This is a genomic window from Lactobacillus sp. JM1 (assembly GCF_009834385.1).
Classification (GTDB): domain Bacteria; phylum Bacillota; class Bacilli; order Lactobacillales; family Lactobacillaceae; genus Lactobacillus; species Lactobacillus paragasseri.
The window spans coordinates 1040311-1064209 of the sequence record NZ_CP044412.1 but is presented as its reverse complement, the minus strand read 5'-3'; the positions used below and the strand labels follow the sequence as shown (position 1 = coordinate 1064209).

25 protein-coding genes, 5 pseudogenes and 1 riboswitch are annotated in these 23899 nt (G+C 34.0%); of the genes and pseudogenes, 25 read left to right on the top strand and 5 right to left on the bottom strand.

Annotated features, from left to right (window positions below; genetic code table 11):
• The first annotated feature begins 58 nt into the window (after positions 1-58).
• Together mgtA and F3I00_RS05440 are read left to right on the top strand one after the other, a co-directional pair.
• Positions 59-2737 carry a magnesium-translocating P-type ATPase gene (gene mgtA / locus F3I00_RS05450; RefSeq protein WP_020807836.1) on the top strand — a complete coding sequence of 893 codons (2679 nt, stop codon included), beginning with the start codon at positions 59-61 and terminating at the stop codon, positions 2735-2737.
• A 312-nt stretch (positions 2738-3049) separates the two neighbouring features.
• Positions 3050-4414, top strand: coding sequence for an FAD-dependent oxidoreductase (locus tag F3I00_RS05440; RefSeq protein WP_020807835.1), 1365 nt, complete (start codon positions 3050-3052; stop codon positions 4412-4414).
• Between the two features lie 105 nt (positions 4415-4519).
• Here the strand turns inward: F3I00_RS05440 and ribH are convergent, their stop codons facing one another.
• Together ribH and F3I00_RS05430 are read right to left on the bottom strand one after the other, a co-directional pair.
• Entirely contained in the window at positions 4520-4981 is a 462-nt protein-coding gene (ribH, locus tag F3I00_RS05435; RefSeq protein WP_020807834.1) for a 6,7-dimethyl-8-ribityllumazine synthase, read from the bottom strand.
• On the bottom strand, positions 4981-5271 hold the full coding sequence (locus tag F3I00_RS05430) for a GTP cyclohydrolase II (RefSeq protein ID WP_020807833.1): 291 nt from the start codon (positions 5269-5271) through the stop codon (positions 4981-4983). Before F3I00_RS05430 ends, ribH begins: the two co-directional genes overlap by 1 nt.
• Before the next feature lie 112 nt (positions 5272-5383).
• A riboswitch (FMN riboswitch) is annotated at positions 5384-5497 on the bottom strand.
• 62 nt (positions 5498-5559) lie between these two features.
• On the opposite strand from F3I00_RS05430, the pseudogene F3I00_RS10975 reads away from it, so the two are divergent.
• From F3I00_RS10975 to F3I00_RS05365, 13 genes and pseudogenes are all read left to right on the top strand, one after another.
• A pseudogene (locus F3I00_RS10975) lies at positions 5560-5670 on the top strand (ABC transporter permease); the annotation flags it as partial.
• Between the two features lie 341 nt (positions 5671-6011).
• The gene (locus F3I00_RS05420; protein WP_020807832.1) at positions 6012-6944 is read left to right on the top strand and encodes a YafY family protein; all 933 of its coding nucleotides are present in this window, start codon (positions 6012-6014) and stop codon (positions 6942-6944) included.
• A 73-nt stretch (positions 6945-7017) separates the two neighbouring features.
• Complete coding sequence (locus F3I00_RS05415) at positions 7018-7404, top strand: hypothetical protein (RefSeq protein WP_003648806.1); 387 nt, start codon at positions 7018-7020, stop codon at positions 7402-7404.
• Positions 7405-7513: 109 nt separating this feature from the next.
• Positions 7514-8165 (top strand): annotated as a pseudogene (locus F3I00_RS05410) (ATP-binding cassette domain-containing protein).
• Complete coding sequence (locus tag F3I00_RS05405) at positions 8146-8616, top strand: ABC transporter permease (RefSeq protein ID WP_020807830.1); 471 nt, start codon at positions 8146-8148, stop codon at positions 8614-8616. The pseudogene F3I00_RS05410 and the gene F3I00_RS05405 overlap by 20 nt, the downstream one beginning before the upstream one ends.
• Before the next feature lie 143 nt (positions 8617-8759).
• On the top strand, positions 8760-10661 hold the full coding sequence (locus tag F3I00_RS05400; protein ID WP_020807829.1) for a heavy metal translocating P-type ATPase: 1902 nt from the start codon (positions 8760-8762) through the stop codon (positions 10659-10661).
• A 22-nt stretch (positions 10662-10683) separates the two neighbouring features.
• A complete protein-coding gene (locus tag F3I00_RS05395; protein WP_020807828.1) occupies positions 10684-10914 on the top strand; it encodes a heavy-metal-associated domain-containing protein in 231 nt (76 codons plus the stop codon).
• The gene (locus tag F3I00_RS05390; protein ID WP_003648812.1) at positions 10914-11465 is read left to right on the top strand and encodes a hypothetical protein; all 552 of its coding nucleotides are present in this window, start codon (positions 10914-10916) and stop codon (positions 11463-11465) included. The genes F3I00_RS05395 and F3I00_RS05390 overlap by 1 nt, the downstream gene beginning before the upstream one ends.
• Before the next feature lie 17 nt (positions 11466-11482).
• Positions 11483-12112 carry a Crp/Fnr family transcriptional regulator gene (locus F3I00_RS05385; protein ID WP_020807827.1) on the top strand — a complete coding sequence of 210 codons (630 nt, stop codon included), beginning with the start codon at positions 11483-11485 and terminating at the stop codon, positions 12110-12112.
• Between the two features lie 126 nt (positions 12113-12238).
• Entirely contained in the window at positions 12239-12757 is a 519-nt protein-coding gene (locus F3I00_RS05380; protein ID WP_159311025.1) for a GNAT family N-acetyltransferase, read from the top strand.
• A gap of 73 nt (positions 12758-12830) precedes the next feature.
• A pseudogene (locus F3I00_RS05375) lies at positions 12831-13696 on the top strand (NAD(P)-dependent oxidoreductase).
• A gap of 117 nt (positions 13697-13813) precedes the next feature.
• Positions 13814-14260 carry a MarR family winged helix-turn-helix transcriptional regulator gene (locus tag F3I00_RS05370; RefSeq protein WP_020807825.1) on the top strand — a complete coding sequence of 149 codons (447 nt, stop codon included), beginning with the start codon at positions 13814-13816 and terminating at the stop codon, positions 14258-14260.
• A 121-nt stretch (positions 14261-14381) separates the two neighbouring features.
• A complete protein-coding gene (locus F3I00_RS05365) occupies positions 14382-14903 on the top strand; it encodes a methylated-DNA--[protein]-cysteine S-methyltransferase (RefSeq protein ID WP_020807824.1) in 522 nt (173 codons plus the stop codon).
• 20 nt (positions 14904-14923) lie between these two features.
• Here F3I00_RS05365 and F3I00_RS10915 read toward each other — a convergent pair whose 3' ends face one another.
• The 3 genes from F3I00_RS10915 to F3I00_RS05350 all read right to left on the bottom strand — a co-directional run bounded on the left by F3I00_RS10915 (position 14924) and on the right by F3I00_RS05350 (position 15759).
• The gene (locus F3I00_RS10915) at positions 14924-15124 is read right to left on the bottom strand and encodes an NAD(P)H-dependent oxidoreductase (RefSeq protein ID WP_035425615.1); all 201 of its coding nucleotides are present in this window, start codon (positions 15122-15124) and stop codon (positions 14924-14926) included.
• Position 15125: 1 nt separating this feature from the next.
• Complete coding sequence (locus tag F3I00_RS10910) at positions 15126-15353, bottom strand: NAD(P)H-dependent oxidoreductase (RefSeq protein WP_020807822.1); 228 nt, start codon at positions 15351-15353, stop codon at positions 15126-15128.
• An 85-nt stretch (positions 15354-15438) separates the two neighbouring features.
• Entirely contained in the window at positions 15439-15759 is a 321-nt protein-coding gene (locus F3I00_RS05350) for a multidrug efflux SMR transporter (RefSeq protein WP_020807821.1), read from the bottom strand.
• Positions 15760-15963: 204 nt separating this feature from the next.
• On the opposite strand from F3I00_RS05350, the pseudogene F3I00_RS10970 reads away from it, so the two are divergent.
• From F3I00_RS10970 to F3I00_RS05300, 10 genes and pseudogenes are all read left to right on the top strand, one after another.
• A pseudogene (locus tag F3I00_RS10970) lies at positions 15964-16184 on the top strand (ATPase); the annotation flags it as partial.
• A 127-nt stretch (positions 16185-16311) separates the two neighbouring features.
• Positions 16312-17400: an LLM class flavin-dependent oxidoreductase gene (locus tag F3I00_RS05340; RefSeq protein ID WP_024273058.1), complete on the top strand. Its 1089-nt coding sequence runs from the start codon at positions 16312-16314 to the stop codon at positions 17398-17400.
• Positions 17401-17499: 99 nt separating this feature from the next.
• Positions 17500-17952, top strand: a complete 453-nt coding sequence (locus F3I00_RS05335) for a GNAT family N-acetyltransferase (RefSeq protein ID WP_020807817.1) — start codon at positions 17500-17502, stop codon at positions 17950-17952.
• A 131-nt stretch (positions 17953-18083) separates the two neighbouring features.
• Complete coding sequence (locus F3I00_RS05330) at positions 18084-18575, top strand: GNAT family N-acetyltransferase (RefSeq protein ID WP_020807816.1); 492 nt, start codon at positions 18084-18086, stop codon at positions 18573-18575.
• Position 18576: 1 nt separating this feature from the next.
• Complete coding sequence (locus F3I00_RS05325) at positions 18577-19233, top strand: HI_0552 family protein (protein WP_020807815.1); 657 nt, start codon at positions 18577-18579, stop codon at positions 19231-19233.
• A 78-nt stretch (positions 19234-19311) separates the two neighbouring features.
• The gene (locus tag F3I00_RS05320) at positions 19312-20592 is read left to right on the top strand and encodes a replication-associated recombination protein A (RefSeq protein ID WP_020807814.1); all 1281 of its coding nucleotides are present in this window, start codon (positions 19312-19314) and stop codon (positions 20590-20592) included.
• Positions 20582-21486 (top strand): annotated as a pseudogene (locus F3I00_RS05315) (amidohydrolase family protein). The gene F3I00_RS05320 and the pseudogene F3I00_RS05315 overlap by 11 nt, the downstream one beginning before the upstream one ends.
• 184 nt (positions 21487-21670) lie before the next feature.
• Positions 21671-22720, top strand: a complete 1050-nt coding sequence (locus F3I00_RS05310; RefSeq protein WP_024272995.1) for an IS30-like element ISLga1 family transposase — start codon at positions 21671-21673, stop codon at positions 22718-22720.
• Positions 22721-22826: 106 nt separating this feature from the next.
• Complete coding sequence (locus F3I00_RS05305; protein WP_020807343.1) at positions 22827-23540, top strand: Bax inhibitor-1/YccA family protein; 714 nt, start codon at positions 22827-22829, stop codon at positions 23538-23540.
• Positions 23541-23657: 117 nt separating this feature from the next.
• The gene (locus F3I00_RS05300) at positions 23658-23894 is read left to right on the top strand and encodes a hypothetical protein (RefSeq protein ID WP_020807344.1); all 237 of its coding nucleotides are present in this window, start codon (positions 23658-23660) and stop codon (positions 23892-23894) included.
• Positions 23895-23899: the final 5 nt, after the last annotated feature.

Below are 23899 nucleotides of genomic sequence, written 5' to 3'. Positions count from 1 at the left end.
GCAGTTTTTGTGTTGGTCTTTTTGTTTGTTTGCCGATTTTTTAGAGGGAGAGATTACTATGTTAAAATTCAACTCTAAAGATCGCGTAGTAACTAATGCGACTTTGGCTAAACAAATTGCTAGACAAGAAAAAAATGAAGTCTTAAAGCAATTGCATACAACAATTAATGGATTAAATCCTGTTCAAGCAAAACAACGCTTGGAGCAAGATGGCTTAAATGAGGTCTCGAATAAAGAACATCATCCAAAATTACATTTTTTAATCGATGCTTTTATGACACCTTTTACTGGTGTGTTGTTATTTTTAGCAGGTTTATCTTTTTTAACTAACTATGTTTTTGTGCCAGCTGATCAAAAAGATTTGAGTACCGTAATTATCATGATTATGATGGTTCTGATTTCAGGAATTACTAGTTTTATTCAAAATGTAAAAACAAGTGATGCGGTTGATTCATTGCTAAATATGGTTTCTGTAACTACAAATGTTAAACGAGCTGGCGAAGATAAAGAATTACCAACTAAAGATGTAGTAGTTGGCGATATTATTAATTTAGCTGCTGGAGATTTAGTGCCAGCAGATATGTATTTGTTAAAGAGTAAAGACTTATTTTGTTCAGCGAGCTCATTAAATGGAGAGTCAAGTCCAGTTGAAAAGATGGCAGATCAGAAGCCAAAAGGAAGTGATAATTACTTAGATTATCCAAATATCCTTTATGAAGGAACAAATATTGTTTCTGGTTCTGGAATGGGCGTCGTTTTTGCTACAGGTGACAAAACCGTTTTTGGAAATCTGGCCCGTACTCTTGCTCAGAATAAAAACAAAGAGACAACTTTTGACATTGGAATTAAAAATGTTTCTAAAATATTACTAATCATGACAGCTGTAATTGCACCACTAGTGTTTTTGATTAATGGTTTAACTAAAGGCGATTGGCTAAATGCATTAATTTTTGCTATTGCAACGGCTGTTGGTTTAACGCCAGAAATGTTGCCAGTTATTGTGACCAGCAATTTAGTTAAGGGGTCTGTTGAAATGGCTAAGCATGAAACCATTGTTAAAAGAATGAATTCAATCCAAAACTTTGGCTCAGCTGATATTCTTTGCACTGATAAGACTGGTACCTTAACACAAGATAAAGTGGTTTTAGAACGACACTATAATTTAAACTTAGAAGAAAAGCCAAAAGTATTAGAGCTTTCATACTTGAATAGTTATTATCAAACAGGGATGAAAGATTTAATTGATAAAGCAGTTATTGATGCTGCTCAAGGAGAGTTAGATACAAAGAAAATTAATCAAAACTACAGAAAGATTGATGAAATACCTTTTGATTTTAAGAGAAGACGTATGAGCGTTGTCGTTATTAACCAGCAACACGAACATATTTTGGTAACTAAAGGTGCTGCTGAAGAAATGCTTGCTTGTTCTAACAGAGTAGAAATAGATGGTGCAATAAGTCCACTTGATGAAGATCAACGTCAGAAAATTTTAACTGAAATTGATGAGATGAATCAGGATGGTTTACGTGTTGTTCTTTTAGGATATAAAAAGAATCCAGCTCCTGTTGGTGAATTTAGCATTGATGATGAGAATGAATTAATCTTAGTTGGATTTTTAGCATTTTTAGATCCACCAAAAGACAGTGCTAAGGCAGCATTGACTGCCTTAAAAGAAGATGGCATTACAGTCAAAATTTTAACTGGAGATAATGAAGCAGTTACGCGAAATGTAGGGAAGCAAGTAGGTTTAAATATTGATCGAGTTTATCAGGGAAAAGACCTTGAAAATAAGACTGACGCTGAATTAAAACAAATGGTGCAAGCATGCGATGTTTTTGTAAAATTATCTCCACAACAAAAAGCTCAGATTATTGACTTACTTAGACAAGATGGTCATACCGTAGCTTATATGGGAGATGGAATCAATGATGCTCCTGCAATGAAAGCGGCAGATGTTGCTATCTCAGTTGATACAGCGGTGGACATTGCTAAAAAGTCAGCAGATATAATTTTGCTCCACAAAGATTTAATGATTTTAGAAAAGGGAGTACAAATTGGCCGTCAAGTATTTGGCAATACGATGAAATATATTAAAATTACGCTTTCTTCTAATTTTGGTAATATTTTATCAATTTTAGTAGCTTCTTCGTTTTTGCCATTCTTACCAATGCTTCCAATTCAACTTTTAATTTTAGACTTGATGTATGGAACTAGTTGCTTATCTATTCCATTTGATACTATGAATAAGCATTATTTATCAGAGCCTAGAAAGTGGAGTACAAAGAAGCTACCGAAGTTTATGTTCTACTTTGGTCCAACGTCCTCTATTTTTGATATCATAACTTTTGCTTTACTTTTCTTTATGGTTTGTCCGCAAGTAACGGGAACTATTTATGCAGCAGCTAGCACAACGCAAAAATTAATTTTCTCAGCCATCTTTTGTACAGGATGGTTTATTGAATCACTTTGGACCCAAGAAATGGTTATTCATGCACTTAGAGATCCCAAACTACCATTTATTAAGCAACATGCTACAGCAATTGTTACTTGGGCAACAATCGGGATGGCAGTGGTGGGAACTGTCTTACCATTTATTACACCAATAGTTAAAGCAATAAAATTTGGTCCAATTCCAATGTACTTTTTAGCAATTGTATTTCTTTTGCTAATCTTATATATTGCTTTAACTACTTTAGTAAAGAAGTGGTATTTGAAATCAGAAAAATATTTGATTTAATTAACAAGAAACATTTTCTTTAAAGAATCATGGGTTAATTCCTTGATGCAACCAATTTCTAACATGTTAATGATGATTTTGATGAAATGATGCGTCGTTGTCGTCATATGGGCATGGAAATGCCATTTGGCATGATGCATCATATGTGCGGTCGTCATCATGGTTACGATAATGATGGTTTTGGTGGTTGCTGCTAATGATAGATAGAATTTGATTTTTGTCAATTAGTTTTGAGCAAAATATGATGGATATTAAATAATAAATGTTACCATTAACACTGTAAAGAAGAAACTATTGTGTTAGGAGGATTTTATGGATAAACGTAAAATTGTAATTGTTGGTGCTTCACATGGTGGTCATGAATCAGCAATTGAGCTGTTAGATAAATATAATGATGTAGATGTAACTGTTTACGAAGCTGGCGACTTTATTTCATTTATGTCCTGTGGGATGCAGTTGTACTTAGAAAATAAAGTTACAGCAGAAGATGACGTTAGAAACTTTGCCCCAGAAGATGTTGAAAAGAAGGGCGGTCATGTTTATGCCAACCATGAAGTAACTGCTATTCATCCTGAAAATAAGACTGTTACAGTTAAGGACTTAACTAATAATTCTGAAGAGGAAGTCCAATATGATAGGTTGATTCTTTCTTCAGGCGTAACTCCTAAAGTTTTACCTGTGCCAGGTAATGATCTCAAGAATATCTATTTGATGCGTGGACGTGACTGGGCTTCTAAGTTGATGAGTGCTGTTAACGATCCAGCAATTAAAAATGTTGCTATTGTTGGTGCTGGTTATATCGGTACCGAAGCTAGCGAAGTATTTGCTAAAGCTGGCAAGCATGTAATCTTAATGGATATGATTGATCGCCCATTAGGAACCTATCTTAATTCTGAATTACTCGATGTTTTGGAACCTGCCTTTAAGAAAAATATGGACTTGAAGATGGGTGTCAAAATTGAAGGCTTTAATGGTAATGGAAAAGTTGAAAGTGTTAAAACTGATCAAGGTGATGTCCCAGCTGATCTAGTTGTTGTTTCAGCAGGTGTAATGCCTAACACTGACTGGCTAAAGGGCGTAGTTGATTTAGATCAAAGAGGGTGGATTAAGACTGATCCATATTTGAGAACTAATGTAAAAGATGTTTATGCAATTGGGGATGCAATTCTGCCGCTTTCGATTCCAGCCGGTAAACCAATGCCAATTGCCTTAGCCACTACTACTAGAAGAGAAGCTCAATATGTAGTTGATCATATCTTCGAAGATAAGCCAGATCGTGCCTTCAAGGGTGTTATCGGTGCTTCAGCTCTTAGTGTGTTTGACTATCACTTTGCTACAGCTGGATTAAACCAATTCTCAGCTGCTAGAAATAAGATTGATTATCAAACTAGTTTCTACGAAGACTATATGCGTCCAGCTTATGTTCCAGAAGCAGATAATCCTAAGGTATATGTCAGCTTAACCTTTAATCCATACACTCACCAAATCTTAGGTGGTGCAGTACTTTCCAAGTATGATATTACTGCTCAAGGCAATGTTTTAGCTTTAGCAATTAGTCATAAGATGCGTTTGGAAGACTTGGCTGAACAAGACTTCTTCTTCCAACCAGGATTTGATCGTCAATGGAGTTTGCTTAACTTAGCTGCACAACATGCCTTAGGTATGGCAAGATTCTAATTTAGTCATTAATAAAGATAAGTTATCAAGAAAAACTAGTCATGTTTTTACAACATGGCTAGTTTTTTGTTGGATTTAGTTGTGTTTGGATAAAATAGTTAGTAATTACAATTGCTCATTGAGGGAGATCATTTCAAGTAAACTTTGGGCAGTAGAAGAGCCTTCGTTGCCTGCTTTTAGGCCCGCCCTTTGCAAAGCTTGTTCAATATTTTCTGTAGTTAAAATACCAAAAGTGACTGGAACTTTAGCTTGTAAATTCATCTGCATAATCGCATTAGTTACGTTTTGAATAATCATGGCATAATGATCAGTTTCACCCTTGATTACTGCACCGAGAGTCATAATTCCAGCATATTTATCAGATTTAATTAGTTTTTGAGCAGTGAAGCCTATTTCAAATGCTCCTGGTACCCAGATGACATCAATTTCATCGTCTTGGATTCCGAATTGATGAAGTGTTTCTTTAGCACCGCGAACCAAATTTTTAGTAACAATTTCATTAAATTTAGCTACGACAATCGCGATTTTTCCATGAGTATTAGTGAAGTTTCCAGTATATTCAGTCACTATTCAGCCTCCTTGAGTTCTAATAAATGATGAAATCTCTTTTTCTTAGTTTGTAGGTAAAAACGATCAACATCATTAGGTGCAATTTCTAATGGAATACGTTTATTAATCTTAATACCGTAATCGTTTAATTGGTCAATTTTATCAGGATTATTAGTTAGCAAATTGATTTCTTTGATCTTCAATTCTTTGAAAATCACAGCACCAACCAAAGGATTCTTCCAAGTTTGGAAGCGTCCTTTTTTAGCTTCTTGTAAAGCTAAATTCATATAATATTGGTCTTTTTCCATTTAAATCACTTCCTAACAGAACAAAAAAAGAACCTCGAAGCTAAACTTCGAGGTTCAGAAATAGTATGCAAGTTAAAAAATAATTCAAGTACGCAAATAAGCGTAGATTAAAATTATCCTTCTTCCATCTAGACTATAACTATCGGTACCATTAAGGGTTCAACCGCTTGCGCGGGTTGCGGACTTTATCGCCGGTCGGGAATTTCACCCTGCCTCGAAGAACATTTATTTAATTCTCATTCGGCATAAAGCTGCTTTTCTTTTTTGTCAAATGATATTTATAGGGCTCTTTTAAAGAATTTACTGAAAAGTAAAGCAACGATTGTTTTTATTGCACATAACTTCAATGAAGGGATGCGTAAATTATTCGACCGTGAAATCCATTTGGTAAAAGAATAAACAAAACATCACAAATTTCGGTGGATTGATACTGGAATTTATTATGTTTCTTTATGTTTAAAATGGTGAACTAACTGCTAAAACTCAAACTTTCTCATAAAGATTGGGTGAGTTCGGTGGTCTAGGTAACTAGCGGTTTTAGGCGTGATTTCTAAAACACCTAAATCTTTTTTTGCTGCCTCAACATCGTCAACGTAAATTTCATTTAAATGAAAATTTTTGATTGCTGGTTTGTTTAGTTAAAATATCTACCATAGTATGACCTTCCTTGTCCTGAACGCCTATCAGCATTATTATAGAATAAAAGACTGACATTTTTTGACAGGAAAGCTTGCACAACTATGAAAAAATCTGAACGACTTAATCAAGAACTACTATACTTAACCGATAAAAAGATCTTTCATTTAAAAGAACTAGAAGAAAAATTTGCAATTTCTGAGCGAACAGCTTTGCGAGATATTACCGATCTAGAGCAGTTAGGCTTAGCTTTTTATAGTGAAACTGGGCGTAGTGGTGGTTATCACATTACTAATAGTAAGTTACTATTGCCCATCCGTTTTAATACGCAAGAGATCAACGCTATCTTTTTCGCTTTACAGGCAATAAAAAATCTTAGTGAAACGCCATACAGTAATGAATATCAAAAGATTCAGACTAAATTACTAAAGAATCTACCTCAAAAAGTACAAAACCAAATTAGTCTTCAAAAAGAATTTGTTCACTATATTAGTCAGCCAAGCTTGAATGAAGTGCCTTTTTTTACTTTGCTACTTAAAGCTTGTCTGAATAATAGCGTAATTTTAGCGCGAAATTTTCAGTTTATTAAAGAAGAACAAAAATTGCAGTTGCTTGATATATTCTATCAAGCAGGGAATTGGTTTTGTCATGCTTATAATTTGGATTTAAAACGTTGGTTTGTCTTGCGGCTTGATAAATTTGAAACAGTAAAGCTACTAAATACTAAACAATCGGTGATGAATAAAGAGCAATTACTTGATAGCTTCCGGCAATATGAACGGGAGCATTATTGCATCCCTTATCAATGTCAGTTAACCAAAATCGGTGAACAAAAAGTTGAGTATAATTCATACCCAATCATGCAGATTGACCATAAGCATGGAAAAATATATCTGAATGGTAAATATAACAAGGAAGAACTACATTATTTAGTCGACTATTTGATATCTCTGGGTTCTGAAGTAAAAGTATTAAAGCCAAAAGAATTAAAGGATAGCTATTTGGAAAAGTTAAATGAAATAATTCGGCAATATTAATTTGCTAATTCTGACATAGGTTGTCAGGATTAAAGAATAAAGTAAAACTGAAAGGTTTTAGGAGGTAGAATTTATGACAAAGATAATGAACGAAGATTTTTTAGACGTTTTAGAAGATAAAGGACCAGCAACGATTATTTCCATCAATGGCAATCCAGCTAGTGTGGTTAATACTTGGTCACAATATATTAATGTGGTTGCGGATGATACTATTTTGATTCCGGCTGCTGGGATGCATTCAATTGAACAGGATTTCAAGAAAGATCCTAAGCATGAATTAACGATTACGATTGGTTCTTATAATTATCAAGGAACCGCTGGTATGGGTCGCGGGTATCATATTCACGGTAGTGGTCAATTTATTAATGAAGGTGCATATTTTGATCAAATGAAAGCACAATTTGATTGGATTCGAGCAGTATTAGTGGTTAAAATTCATGATGTTGAACAGAAAATATAGTAAAAAGTTTGGAGATTAGCTCCAAACTTTTATTTTTTACGCTTTTTCACTTAAATCTTGATTATGCAAAAGTACTATAATTGAAAGAAAAGATTTAAAGGAATAATCAATGACAATAATTGAACTGAAAAACGTTAATTATCAAGTGGGAAAACGAACTATTTTAAATAATCTATCTTTTGGGATAAAAAATGGTGACTTTTTAACTTTAATTGGTCCACGGGAGCGGGAAAAGTACAATTCTAAAATTAATTGCGAACTTAATCAGTCCCAGTTCGGGCACTATTTTTTATCATGGTAGCGAGATTCAAAAATTAGACCCAATTAAGTATCGTCGACAAGTAATGTACTGCTTTCAGCAGCCGGTTCTTTTTGGCAAAACTGTTAAAGATAATTTATCTTTTCCCTATCAAATCAGAAATAAAGAAGTAGATTTAGTCAGGCTAGATTCATTATTAAAGATTGTAGATTTACCAGCTGAATTTTTAAATAAAGAAATAAATTCTTTGTCAGGCGGTGAAAAACAAAGAGTTGCTTTAATTCGAAGTATTGTCTTCTTACCCAAAGTGCTATTACTTGATGAAGTTACAACGGGATTAGATGGAAAAAGTAAAGAAATAGTTCATCGTTTGATTGAATCTGTCCATCGACAAGGGACAACTATTGTACAAGTGACTCATGATCAGAGTGAAATTCAAGTAGCTAAAAATGTTTTAGAAATTAAAAGTAGGGGCTTAGTAAATGAAAAATGTAACGGTTAGCAACTTATCCTTAGTTTTAGCTTTTGCGCTAGTATTAGTATCAATTGCAATTTCCGCAAAAGAAAAGCTGGGATTAACCAAAGATATTTTAATTAGCGTAATTCGGGCAATCGTGCAATTAGTGATTATCGGTTTTGTTTTAAAATTTATTTTTCATATAGATACCCTTTGGTTAACGGTTGTTTCGATAAATAGTGTTTTTATCGTCTTCATTTGCAGTGGTTTGATTGGCGAATTAAGTTTTCTATTTAAAACGGACTTATCGTATTTACTAGCATTTATTTTTCATCTTATTGGAACCCTTGCATTATTTTCAATAATGATGTTTTTAAATAATTGGTTGATTAATTGGCAAATTTTATTTATTTTTATCCTTGCTTACGCGATGATTTGGTTAGTCATTAGATTGACGCAGGGACGCGATATTAGGCGGATAAATCAAGAAGCGTAATAAACAAAAAGTTAAATTCAAATAATCTTACTAAAAGTACGAGCACTTAATTTACAATATTAAGTGCTTTTTCTTGATGGTTATCAATTTTTGTAAAACTCATTTCTCCTAAACTAAAACATGTAAAACAAAGGAGAATGTAAATGGTAAAGATTCAACAATTTTTTGTTAAACATCAAAAGATAATTTTGGCACTTAATACTGTGCTGATTTTATTTGCGGAAACAGCTAAGTGGTTATTCCATATCAATGCTGCTTATCAAGTTTTGATGCTAATAGTAGGAATTATTGGCTTAATTCCAATTTTGTTAACAGCTATTTCATCATTAAAAGTAAAATTAGTTTCTATTGATGTCTTAGTATCGTTAGCAGTAATTGGTGCTATTGTTATTGGCGAATTTAATGAAGCGGCGATTGTTACCTGGCTTTTTGCATTAGGTGATGTTCTAGAAGAACTTACTCTTAAAAAGACTCGTAAAGCTGTGTCTGATTTAACTAAAATGGCGCCAAAAACTGCGTTGGTTTTGCAAGATGACGGAGCAACGGAAGAAGAGGACATAGATTTTATTGATCTTGGTGAAAAGATTTTGATTAAAACCGGCGATCAAGTCCCAGTTGATGGAAAAATTGTCGCAGGTTCAGGCTATTTAAATGAAGCCAATGTTAATGGTGAGTCAAAACCAGCTGATAAAAAACAAGGTGATCAAGTCTATGCCGGAACAATTCTAGAAGATGGTACCTTGACGGTAGAAACTACAGCAGCTGGAAACGATACTACCTTTGGTAAAATTATCGAAATGGTAGAAGAAGCTCAAGATTCTAAGTCTCATACTGAAAAATTAATCAATCGTTTTTCTAAATACTATACTCCAGCGGTATTAGTGATTGCGATTATCGTAGGCTTAATTACTAGAGACTTCAAATTAACGATTACAGTAATGGTTCTAGGCTGTCCCGGTGCTTTGGTTATTGGCGTTCCCGTTTCAACTGTCGCTGGTATCGGTAATGGGGCTAAGAACGGCGTGATGTTTAAAGGCTCACAAGTAATGGATGCGGCTCGTAAAGTTGATGAGATTGCCTTTGATAAAACCGGTACGTTAACAGTTGGCCATCCTGAGGTAAATAAAATTGAAGTTTTGAGTGGTAATAAGGATGAAATTATTAATCTTGCTGCCAATATTGAATCTCAAAGTAATCACCCGTTAGCCAAAGCAATGGCTAAACTAAGTGAGCAGAAGATTGATCAAATCGAGACTAAGACAGTTAAGGGCAACGGGATGATAGCTGACTTGGATCGAGAAAAATATTATTTAGGGAATTTAGCTTTAATTGAGGAAAATACCTTTGCTAATTCTAAATTAACTCAAGTGGTTGATAAATTAAGTAATTTGGGAAACTCTGTTGTAGTCTTAACTAATAGTAATCAAAGTAAATTGGCTGTTTTCGGCATTAAAGATCGTCTTCGCCCAGAAGCAGAAACTGCATTAAGGCAATTGAAGCAACTAGGTATTAAGAAGTTGATTATGCTTTCAGGTGATAATCAAGAAACTGCCCAACAAATTGCGGCTGATTTGCCAATTGATGAAATTCATGGGCAAATGTTGCCAGCAGATAAGGCACAATTTGTTAAGAAGGAACAAGAAAATGGTCATCATGTTGCCTTTATCGGTGACGGCATCAATGATAGTCCGGCGTTAGCTAATGCCGATATTGCTATTGCGATCGGTAGCGGTACGGACGTTGCAGTCGATGTTTCAGATATTGTTTTAGTTAAAAATGATTTGCGTAAAATTGCCGATGCTTTATCAATTTCTAAACGAACGGTTTTAAATATGAATGAAAATATTGGGATTGCATTGTTAACTGTGTTGTTATTGTTTATTGGATTATTTACAGGTTATGTCGAGATGGCTAATGGCATGTTTATTCATGAATTCAGTATCTTGGTCGTAATCTTAAACGGCATGCGTTTAATTAAAAATCATCGAAAAGTTGACGGCCATCAATTTTCTGATAAAGAAAAAGATTTAGCATTAAACATGTAAGGAATAAGAAAGGAAGATTTTTATGCAAAAAGTAATGATGAAGTTAGGTGGCATGACTTGCCCATCTTGTTTAACCAAGATTGAAAAGGCAGTTGAAGATGTCGATGGTACAGATCAAATCAAGGTATTATTTAATGCCGGTAAGTTAAAGTTCATGATGAATACTGATAAGGCTAATGTTGACGATGTTAAAACAGCAATCGAAAAGATGGGCTATGAAGTCAAGGGTGTAAAGGCAAAGGAGCTAGACTAATGAAGGCTGAGGAAGCATACAAGGCAGAATTAAAGCAAAGTGATATTGATCATCATACGCCTACAGCGGGTGCAATGGTGGATCACATTATTGCTAATTTATTAATCCATACTTTGAAAATAGATCAAGCTAAGTTCTTCGCCAAGGGGTCGGCTAGTTTATTTTTAGAACAGCGTGCTGATGAGTGGATCAGATATGAACAGAATGAGTTTAACCAGTTAAATCAAATTTTAGTTAATAACGGCGAAAGTATTCCTACCACTACTGATCAATTTAAAGAATATACTATGCTTGAGGAGAATGGAGCAAGTAAGTACGAAAATGGTCAAGATCAACTTTTCGCTTTAGTAAAAGACTTTGATACACAAATTTTATTTATTACTAAAGCAATTGCCTTAACTCAAAAAGAAACTTGGCCAGAATTGAGTGCTAATTTGATTGAACTGCTAGCCTGGATTAAGGAACAAATCCGTCAATCGCAAAACTTTTTAGGTCATGAATTGCGTGAAAGATTATATACTGAAGAAGATGATGACGACGATGATTTTTAACTAAAGGAAGTTTTTAGATGGCAGAGTTATGTGTACATTTAGTTCCATTATTTAATGCATTACCAATAAATGATCAAATGCAAATAGAAGAACTAGTTCACCATCAAAATTATCAAAATGGTGAATTAGTAATGGATCCTACTTCAAGTAATAATTTAGTAATTGTTGCTCATGGTGGTGCCCGCCTTTATACTTTAGACGAAAATGGCCGTGAAAATATTACCCAGATTTTAAAGACGGGTGATTATGCGGGTGAAAACTGGTTATTTGGTGAAGCAAATACGAATACTTATGTGGAAGCTACAGAAAATAGTGATATTTGTTTACTCAACCGAAATGATTTTTTAGCTTTAATGAAAAAGAAGCCAGAATTAAGTATTCAACTCTTAGAACAAAATATTATTAAAGTACGTGCTATGCATAAGCAAATTCAATTATTAAGTTTGCCTAAGGTAGAAGATCGACTATTGAGTTATTTACAGGCTTATGCAAAACAAGTGAATAAAAATTCATTTACTTTGCCCCTAAAAATGAAAGATTTAGCCTTGTATTTAGGCACTACTCCCGAAACTTTATCGCGTAAATTTGTACTGTTAGAGAAGCAGGGGAGCTTAAAACGAAAACTACGTCATATTGATTTATTATAGTTATTAAAGATCTACGAACTAACTGGTTCGTGGATTTTTTGATTATCGGAAATTAATAAAGAGTAGTTTTTAAATTCAAAAAGGAGATGCTCCTTTGATAAAATTTTATTAAAGGAGGGAGACAATATGTCACTAATTTATATTCGTCAAGCAGCCAAAAATGACCTTGAACAAATCATGCCGATTATTGATGAGGCAAAAAAGTTTTTAAAAGAAGAGGAAAATCCGCAATGGCAAAGTGGTTATACCAATGTTGAGACTATTACAGCCGATATTAAAGACGGGGCCGCTTGGGTCTTAATCGTTGATCAGAAAAATGCTGTTTATACTGCAATTACGGATGGACCTGATCCTAATTACAAGCAGATTGATGGTAAATGGAAGAGTGATCTTGATCCTTATGTGGCCATTCATCGCGTTGCAATTTCTGATGAGTATCGCGGGATGCACCTTGCTAGCTATTTAATGAGCAGTTTGACTTCAATGCACTATGCGGAAAGCATAAGGAATTATCGCGTTGATACTTTTCGAACTAACGACGTAGTTTGGCATATTGTTGAAGACGCTGGCTTTGTAAAACGTGGCAATATTAAGAATATGGATCCAATTGATTCATACCGTGTTGCTTTTGAATTAAATTTATAGTTTTAGAATGAATAGAGGGGGCTTAATTGCATCCCTCTTTTTTAGTAGCATCTAATTAAAGGAAACAAAAATTATGAAAATTGGATTTATCGGTATCGGTGTAATGGGTACAGGGATTATTAATAACTTACGGAAAAATAATTATGATGTAACTGTCTATAATAGAACAAAAGCTCATGCGCAAAAAGTTTTGGATAATGGGGCTAAATGGGCGGACAATCCAGCTGAACTAACTAAAAAAGTTGATATTTTATTCACTATGGTTGGCTTTCCAAAAGATGTTGAAGATATTTATTTTGGTCAGGATGGTATCTTGATTGTCGCCAAAGCTGGTCAATATGTTGTCGATATGACCACGAGTAAACCTAGTCTGGCACAAAAGATTGATCAAATTGGTGAAGAAAAAGGCTTACATATCTTAGACGCTCCGGTTTCTGATGGGGATATTGGCGCCAAAAATGGAACTTTAACGGCCATGATCGGTGGCCATAAAGAAGACCTTAATCATTTGCATGATTTATTCATAACCTTTGCTAGCAAATTAAATTATTTTGGCAGTTATGGTAGTGGACAACATGCTAAGATGGCTAATCAAATTATGATTGCTGGAGAACCATGACTGGCATGACCGAAATGCTGGTATATGCTAAAGCGGCACATTTAAATTTAGAACAAATTTGTCAAACCTTGCAGTCTGGTGCAGCAGAAAATTTTAGTCTAGATTCATATGGTCCAAAAATATTGCAGGGTGATTATACACCTGTTTTTTTGGCTAAACATTTTTTAAAAGATTTGCGTATTGCCTTATAAGAAGCTGATAAGATGCAGTTAGATCTGCCTGCGACTGAAGAAGCAAGGCATTTATATGAAATCTTGGTTGACCAAAAGAAATTGGGCAATGATGGAACACAAGCTTTGATTAAGTTGTGGTGGAAGTAATGAGTTTCAGAACATCATTAGCTGATAAAATGCGGCAGCTGCTGTGGTTTCACTAATTTGTTTTGTACTCACTTTTATCTTAAAAAATAGAACTAAACCAGAATTATAGTGAGATCAATGAAAATATATAATTACATCAATAAAGTTAAAAAATTAGATATTCTTTTGTCAAAGGAGATTACTCAAATATTATTACGACAGGGCGTTCCTTTTACTAAATCACAAATTGAAGTAGTTATGTATTTATATCATCATCAAGATCAAGTTGTGTATCAGCGTGACTTGCCAGATGTTTTGGGAATTACGCGACCAATGGCTAATGGGTTAGTAAAACATCTGATTCAGAAAAATGCTGTAAAATTAATCGAAGATTCAGATGATTCAAGATTAAAGCGTATTAAATTAATGCCAGTAGTAATAGCGGATATTGATTCTCGAACTGCTGCTTTTGCTAAAGAATTTAACCAAATGGAAGGTAAGATGACCAAAGGCTTTACTCAGAAGCAGCGTGATGAGTTCGATCAATTGTTGGTAAGAGCTATTAAAAATTTAGAAGAAAAGTAGGAAAATGAGCTTCATTTTTTGGTGTAAAGCTCATTTTTCTTTTTTATGATAATTTTTGATATTAAAATGATATTTTAATTATCTAAATCACGTATCACTATTAATGGAAAGAGGTGGTAAAATGCAAAAAATTGCTTATTATAATTCTCCTGTTGGTCAAATTTTACTAGCTAGTGATGAGCAAGGCTTAACTGGCTTGTGGCTTCGTATTGATCGCTTTTATGCTGATAATTTAGCTAAAGATCATCAACTTGGTAAAAATAAATATTTAGATGATGCTATTAGATGGCTTGATCTCTATTTTGAAGGAAAGAATCCTAAGTTTTTACCTAAATTACATTTAATTGGAACAAATTTTCAAAATCAGGTCTGGTTAGCCTTACTAGAAATTCCTTACGGTGAAGTTACTACTTATAAAAAAATTGCAGAAAAAGTAGCTGGGCGAGCAGATCATTTACCCATTCGAGCAGTAGAGAGTGCAGTAGGTAGAAATCATATTGCTTTAATTGTACCTTGCCATCGTGTAATTGGTAGTAATGGCAATCTTACCGGTTATAGTGGGGGAATTGACAAAAAAATCCAACTTTTGCAGTTGGAAGGAATTGATATTAGTAAGTTTTCACTACCGGCTAACTATAAATGACGACTTTGTTTAAGCGGTAGTTACGCTAGTTTAAGAATTTTCATTCGAGTCGAGGTAAATGTACTAAATAAAGGTAATAGATATTCATTAATTGTGTGATTTTGCTTGGAACCAAGTTGATAATCAGCTAAATGTGCACCCGTACTGACCGCAACTAGCACTTCCTTGTTATCAAGTGCGTGTCCTTTACTACCATAAGCCCAGCCATGTTCAAGAACCAAATCAAACCATTTTTTCATAAGTGGGGGGAACGCTGTACCAGTACATTGGAAACTGAAAAATGATCCGGTCACTTTTTACTAGAGCATCTTGTTCTGCTTTAATATTGATATTTTCATCTGGGTAAAGTTCGTAAATATTTTTAACTTCTGTTGTTATACTTTTAATTAGCGCTTGATTTACACTAGACATTTTTAAGTCGGGGTGAAATAGAAAAATTGTTATTTTCATTTTGTTATCTCTCCTAATTCAATTTTAGTCAGTATAAAGTGTAACGTTGCGTTATAGTCAAGAGAGTAATAAATAAATATTATTTTTAATGTCCAGCAGTAGTTTTAATTCCGATAATTGAAACAATTAATAAAATGACAAAAATCCATGTCATCATATTCATTTGATCATGAAATAAGAATACACCAACTAGTACTGATCCAACAGCTCCAATTCCTGTCCAAACTGGATACGCGATTCCAATTGGTAAATGTTTCGTTGCTATAATTAACCCTGCAAAACTAGCTATCATCCCAATAATTGTTGCAATTGCCCAACCAATTTTAGTAAATCCTTGGCTCAATTTCATCGTCGTTGACCAGACAACTTCGACAATTCCTGCAATTACTAAATAAATCCAAGTCATATAAATTCCTCCAAAAGAAAAGAGTAATTGTATATCTCTTCAAAGGCCTAATGAGATATATAATTACTCTTATTTGTTTACTTCCCGGCGGAAGCGTTTATTTAACTACAGTTATCTTAGCAAATCTATTATTAGAATTCTAGTTATTCAGTGAATCTCTGTCTGGTAGCCAGTGATTCTTTTTCAAAATTACAATATTATATCGGCAATAAAGAAGTCGACTTTGTAGCTATTCACGATGGTCTAAAAGAGTACTATCAAGTTAGTTTGACGGTTCAAGATGAAAAGACATATCAAAGAGAAATTGCACCATTTTGGAAATTAAAGATAATTATCCCAAAATTCTTTTGACTCAAGATCCAGGAAGTTATGATGATAATGGTGTTAAACAAATTAACGTGATTGATTGGTTGTTAAAGAGCTGATACATAAGATGTCTATATTTACATATATTTCCGTGTAAATATAGACGTTTTTTCATCTCTTGCATTTCAAAAAATCATATGCTATTATTCTGCTTACTAAAAGTAAGTAAATTTAGGAGTTGATAAAATTGATATTGAATTAGCTATCTCATCATTTGGTGAAACTACACCATTAGAAGAAACAGGAAAAGCAATTAGTCATGACCAAAGAATCAGAGATTTATTAGAAGGAATTATTCTTGCAGATAAATTGAATATTGATGCATTTGCAATCGGTGAACACCATCGCAAAGACTTTGCTGTCTCAGCACCGGAAATCATTTTAGCAGCTGCTGCTTCGAAAACTAAGCAAATCCATCTTTCAAGTGCTACTACAAATCTACCAACAATTAATCCAATTAGAGTTTACGAACAATACGCAACTATTGACGCAATTGCGCCTGGTAGAGTTGAAATCATGGCAGGACGTGGATCATTCACTGAGGCATTTGATTTATTCGGCTATGATTTAGATAATTACGATGAATTATTTATTGAAAAGCTCGAAATGCTGCTTAAAATGAACAAAGAAGAAATTCTTGATTGGCCAAAAGGAAAATTTACACCTAGAGTTGATCATAAAGGAATTTATCCGCGTACAAAAAAGCCAATCCCTATTTCTGTTGCTACTGGTGGAAGCATAGAATCGACTATTCGCACTGCAGAGTTGGGTTTGCCAATCGTTTATGCGATAATTGGCAGTGATCCTTTGCACTTTAAACCACTAATTAAGTTGTACAGAAGAGTTGCAGAAAAAGTTGGCAATGATTTAACGAAGATGCCGATTGCTGCTCATTCTTGGGGTTGGTTAGATCAAGATAAAGAAAAAGCCATTAAAGATTATTTCTATCCTACTAAATTGTTAGTTGATCAAATTAGTACGGAAAGACCGCAATGGAATGGAATGACGTATGAGCAATATCTTGAATCGGTTGGAGAAAATGGTGCAATTTTTGTTGGTGATAGCGAAACTGTTGCAAATAAGATTATTAAAGTAATGGAAGAACTAGGCTTAACGCGATTCTATCTTCATTTACCGATTGCTTCAATGCCACATGAAGATGTTATGAACGCAATTAGAATTTATGGAGAAGAAGTAGTTCCTAGAGTTAAGACGTATTTTCGGGAAAAAGATGAAAAAGAACGTCTCAGATTGAAGTGGAAGAATAATAAGTAAAGCTACGCTGTAACAAGATCTCGTTTTGCTGAACTACCAATGGTAGAATTATCATAATAGATAGAAATAATTGGTGAAAGCAAAGAGAATATAATTGTTGTGGATAAACTAGAGATTAGAGAGTATCATGAAGCTGATTTCGATAGGTTATGTCAGATTCATGATCAAGCAAGAAAACAAGAATTAGAAGCTGCTAATTTAAGTGGGGCTTTAAAACCTTTAAAAATTGCAGCATATGAAGAAGATCTATTTTCGTATAATATTTATGTTGGACAAAAAGATAAAAAAGTTATTGGTTTTGTAGCGTTTAGTGATGATGAACTTGCTTGGCTTTACGTAGATCCAAGTTTTCAAAAACAAGGAGTTGGGAGTAAGTTAATAGAGTTTTCATTAAATAAAATGAAACGGCCAGTTTATTTAGAAGTATTAACGGGTAATCCCGCAAAAGAATTATATTTGCACAAGGGATTTAAGTTCTGTAAACACGAATCAGGAAAGATGCCAGGAAACGAAGCTTTTAAAGTTGAAGTGAATTTATTAGTTTACAGGTAGAAAAAAAGAGTTAAAGATATTTATTAGACATAATGAGCTACAAGAGTTACTAACTTTTGTAGCTTTTTTATATTGCAGATAAAACAAGATGATGATATTTTTTAATTAAAAGATAGGAAGAAGTGAATACCATGATTATTCGTAGAGTAACGATGGATGATTTAGGAGAAGTAGTAAATCTAGAATCTGCTGCATTTAAGATGACCAAGGAACAAACCAGAAATGATATGGTTGGAAGAATTGAAAATTATCCTGATACTTTTTTGGTAGCACAAGAAGATGGCAAAGTAATTGGTCATATTTTTGGTCCTACTTTTAATAAACGCTATATTGAAGATGAATTATATTTTGAAAATCATCCTAATCAAAAAGATGATCGCTATCAAATGGTCTTGAGTTTAGCGGTCTTGCCTGAATACCGCAAACAAGGCGTAGCGACAAAATTAATTGAAGCAATGACGCAAGAGGCCAGAAAGCAAAATCGTCAAGCTATATCTTTAACTTGTTTACCGAAATTGATTAAATTTTATGAAAAACGTGGTTTTCATAATGAAGGAAAAACTAGTGATGATATTCCAGATCCAACTGGTGTTACTAGTGTAAATATGATAAGGGCTTTATAAAATGACTAAATTAACTGAAGAAATGTATGCAATTTTTGATCGTGACGAATTTTCTTTTAAAAAGCTGAAAGAGGAATATTCTGAAGAGGAGCTAGCGCAAATAAAAGCAAGTTTTAAAGATGTTTGGCAAACGTGGAAAAAGGTAAATCTTAGTGTTTATCTAAAATTACCACAAGATAAATTTGCTAAAGTTCATGTCGAAAGTTGGACAAATGGTTGGAACTTGCGCGATCATTATTGGGCAGCTTATCGTTTAAATACCTTGGCTGATAAAAGCCCCTGCATCGGTGTAATGCTTGATAAAAAGCAACTGCAAGTTTATTTAATGTTTCAACATTATAAGAGTGAAAAACGTGGTGACAGTTCTGAACAATATAATAAATTATTAGCTGATATTCCAACTTGGGCAAAGAATCGCAAAATTAGTAACTGGTACTTATGGGACAAAAATGAGATGGAATTTGTAGATCATTTGTCCTTGAATGATTATTTAAAAGACACACAAAAGCAAACTACATTTAATGAAGAAGCCATCAAAACAAGTTTCTTGCTGGGCAAGTTTGCTTTTAGAAATCAAGATCAAGTTGAAAGTATGGAAGAATTTATTTTGGATGGGATTAAGCAATTATTGCCGTTATATGAAAAAATAGAGCGTTAGATAAATTTGTCTAAAACCAGCAACTGTGCTAATAATTAGGGTGAGATTTAATTTACTATAAGTAAGTGAGTGAATTTTATGCCAATAAGAAAGCCATTAGCAGATTTAATTAGACCTAAGGATTTATCACAGTTTGTAGGTCAAAAAGATTTAATTGAAAAGGAACGTCCTCTTTATCAAATTATTAAAAAACATGTGCCAATCTCACTGCTTCTCTGGGGACCACCAGGAACGGGAAAGACTAGTTTAGCTCAAATTATTGCTCGTGAATTTGACTATCCATTGGCAACTTTTAACGCTTCAATTGATAATAAAGCTAAGCTTACACAGATCATTAATACATATCCTTATCAATCCTTTGTTTTATTAATTGATGAGATTCACCGGATGACCACTACGCTGCAAGATTTTCTGCTGCCTTATTTAGAAAATGGACGTATTCTTTTAATTGGGGCAACTACTGAAAATCCTATTATGTCGATTGTGCCAGCAGTGCGATCACGGTGTCAGATTTTTGAATTCAAAACGTTAAGTGATGAAGATATTGAACAAGTTTTAGTCCGTGCTTTAAAAGAAGTCTTTCATTTTAAAGATGAAAATATTGACCGAAAAGCAGTTAAGATTATTGCCATTTCTGCCGATGGGGATTTACGAGTAGCATTAAATCTTTTAGAAACTATTCATGCAGTTAATGAAAACCTTTCAGTTGAAGAAGTAACGCAATTTGTAAAAGGACAACATTTTGCCTATGACCGAAAAGCCACGAAACACTATGATTACTTAGCTGCCTATTCCGATTCTATGGCCGGTTCTAACACAGACGCATCTTTATATTATTTAGCAGTTTTATTAAAAAATGGTGATTTACCTTCAGTAGTCAGACGTCTGCGAGAAATTCCTTATACTTATATTGGCTTAGCTAATCCTGAGCAAGCTACCCAGATTGTAGTTGCGGCTAATCAAGCAGAAAAAATTGGGATGCCTAAGGCAAAATATCCTTTGATGTTTGCAACAATGCTGATGTGTTTATCGCCAAAGTCAGGTGTTTTCGATGAAATTTGGCAAAAATTAGACGAAGATACTGATCATCCAAGTAATCATCCAATGCCGCGAGGACTCCGCGATATGCACTATAAACATTCTGAAGAAATAACTGGTGGTGGACTGATTGACAATCCATTTGCGCAGCCCTTTCAGATCGCAAAGCAAAATTATATGCCTAAAGGACTCGAAGGAAAGCGGTATTATTTTGCCAAAGACAACGCAAGTGAGAAAAAGTTTGAACAGCAGTATTTGAAGCTGCATCAATATATTTATGGTAAGGATTATGATAAAGAAGGTAATAACTATGAAAATTGATGCGTTTGCACATATTTTAACGCCGGAATTTTATCAAGCAATGCTTGATATTGATGCGACAATTCCGCAAAAGTATCCCTTTATTAAGATAGAGACTTTAGTTAATTTAGATGAAAGAATAGCCAAGTGGCCTAATAAAAATACTAAGCAAGTTGTTTCTTTTGCAAATATTAATCAGAAGACTTTGTTGACGGAGACGAGGTAAGTAAGATTGCCCAATATGCTAATCAAGAATTAGCTGGTATTGTTGCAAATCATCCAAAGTATTTTGAAGCTGGAGTAGGGATGCTAGCTATGAATAACATCCCTGCCTCACTTAAGATTCTAGAGAATATTGAGAAAAGTCCTTATTTAGTGGGAGCACAAATTTTCACACGTCATTTAGGAAAAAGCATTGCTGATCCGGAATTTGAACCTATTTTATTAAAAGCAGCAAAACTAAATCTTCCGTTATGGCTTCATCCTGTATTTGATAATCGTAAGCCAGATAATAATTTAGTCTTTTCTTGGGAATATGAATTATCGCAAGCAATGTTGCAGCTAGTTCAAAGTGATATTTTCAAAAAGGCACCCGACTTAAAGATTCTTGTTCATCACGCTGGTGCAATGGTGCCGTTCTTTAGTGGTAGAATTGATCATATTTTAGATCAAGAGCATGCAGAAATGTTTAAGAATTTCTATGTAGATACAGCTATCTTAGGTAATACTCCTGCTTTACGATTAGCACTTGATTATTTTGGTATTAATCATGTTTTGTTTGGAACTGATGCACCATTTGCAGTTATGCCAGCAGGTGCTGATAAGATAGTCACTGATGCAATTGAGAATCTTAATATTTCCGATTTATATGATAAGAAGATCTTTGAGACAAATTACCAACATATGATTAAATAACTTGTTCGTTTATGCAAGACTGAGTGGTTAAAGAACTGCTCAGTCTTTTTATTACAAAAATTTTATAATATATTTCTTTCGTTGATTGTAAAATCAAATTGAACACTTTAGAAAAATAAAAAGTCCATTCGGACCTGTTTGATAGAATGTTAATAACCACAAAAACTTTCTATTGGAGGTCAAAATGGACTCTTTACATTCTACCATGAATCGGCACGTTAAAGGAAAGCATTTATCATTTGAAGAGCGAGTTATTATTCAATTGCGTTTGAAAGATGGCTGCTCTTTGCGTGCAATTGCTCGTGAACTCAACTGTTCTCCTTCTACTATCAGTTATGAGGTTAAACGTGGCACTGTAAAACTGTATCATGGTAAAGTCAAAAGATACAAGGCTACTCAAGGACATGATGTATATCAAGCTCATCGTAAAAATTGTGGGCGTAAATCAGACTTTCTCAAAAAAAATCAATTTATTCACTATGTCCACAAACATTTCTTTAAAGACGGTTGGTCGCTTGATGTTTGCAGTAATCGTGCCACTGTTGCTGGCGAATTCTCTAGCAGCGATGTTGTCTGCACCAAAACTCTTTATAATTACGTTGATAAGGGCTTATTAGGCATTTATAATTACGACTTGCCTGAGAAGCTTAAACGCAATACCAAGCTTCATCGTGTTCGCAAAAACAAGAAAAAGCTTGGCAGAAGTATTGAAGAACGTCCAAAAGAAATTAGTGAACGTAATGAATTCGGTCATTGGGAATGCGATTTGGTCCTTGGACATAAGACTAAAGATGATGAAGTGCTGTTAACCTTATCTGAGCGCATGAGTCGTGAATTCTTAATTATTCGTATTCCCGACAAGACTTCTATCAGTGTCATGCAGGCCTTTAAAGAACTCCAAAGACAATACAGTGAACACTGGAATGATATTTTTAAAACTATTACCACTGATAATGGTTCAGAATTTGCGGATCTTTCCAACCTAGAAGAAGCCTCCAATACACTGGTTTACTATGCCCATCCTTACACTTCTTGTGATAAGGGAACAGTTGAAAGACACAATGGTCTTATTCGCAGATTCATTCCTAAAGGAGAAGCAATAGCTAACTATTCTTTACAAAATATCATTGACATTGAAACCTGGTGCAACTCATTGCCAAGAAAGATCTTAGCTTATCATACACCAGATGAAATCTTTGAAAGAGAATTAGATCGAATCTATCAAGCAGCTTAACCAAAAGTGTTCAATTTATTATTGCAATTTACGAATATATTTCTTTTTTCTTTGTTCTGACTAAGTGCTACATTAAAGATGAAGAGTAGAGATTGGAGGATGTATTATGTATAACTTTGATCAAGAACCAGAACGCCGGCACTTAGTCGATGAATCTGGCCTAAATACATTTCTAAGTAAACTATATGGTTTAATGGCTTTAGCAGTTTTAGTATCTGCTGTAAGTTCATACCTAACAATGACTGTTTTTGCTAAACAGATGCTTAATTTAATGAATCATCATCCTTGGGCAATGTGGTTTTTACTTCTCTTACCAATAGCTTTAACTTTAGTCATTAATTTTAATGCTACTAGAAGTCCAGTAATGAGCTTTGTTTTGCTAATGCTCACAGCAATTGTATATGGTGTGACTTTTGCCTTTATTGCTGGTGCTTATAGTGGCGAAGATATTGCTTCAGCCTTTGTAGCTTCAGCAAGTGTCTTTATTGTAATGGCTATTCTAGGAACAGTAACAAAACGTGACTTAAGTAGAATTGGATCCTATGCATCAGCAGCCTTAATTGGCTTAATAGTAGCCATGCTCATCAACCTTTTCTTAAAAAATCCAACAATAGATTATATTTTCTCTTTTATTGCAGTCATTATTTTTACTATTTTAACTGCTTGGGATGCTCAAAGAATGAAGAATATCTATTTGCAGTTTGATGGAGAGCTTTCAACAAATGGTCTAGCAGTACTAGGGGCGCTTCAATTATATTTGGATTTTGTTAACTTGTTCCTACAGTTCTTAGATATTTTTGGTTCTAATGATAATAATTAGTCTTTAGCGTTCAAGCTTAATAACTTGAACGTTTTTTTACTTTTAATAAATGTTTTTGAAAATTAAACGATCTGTCGTTAAAATATCACTAAATTGAAAGAAAGGAAGTATGTAAAAATGACAGCAAATGAGAAAATTATTGCCTTAGTTAAGCCAGAATATTTAAAGAAAATACCAGCTATTTTTCGTAAGCATGCCACTGAAGGAACTTGTAAACTAATTGCTAGAGAGCATCCCGATTTATATAGCGCTTTTGAAAAAGGTGTTGAACCAACCGAAGAAGAAAAGCAACAAATGACGAAGCTAGTAAATGGTATTTTTGAAGAGAGAATGAAGAAGCATAAGATGCTGTAAAAGAC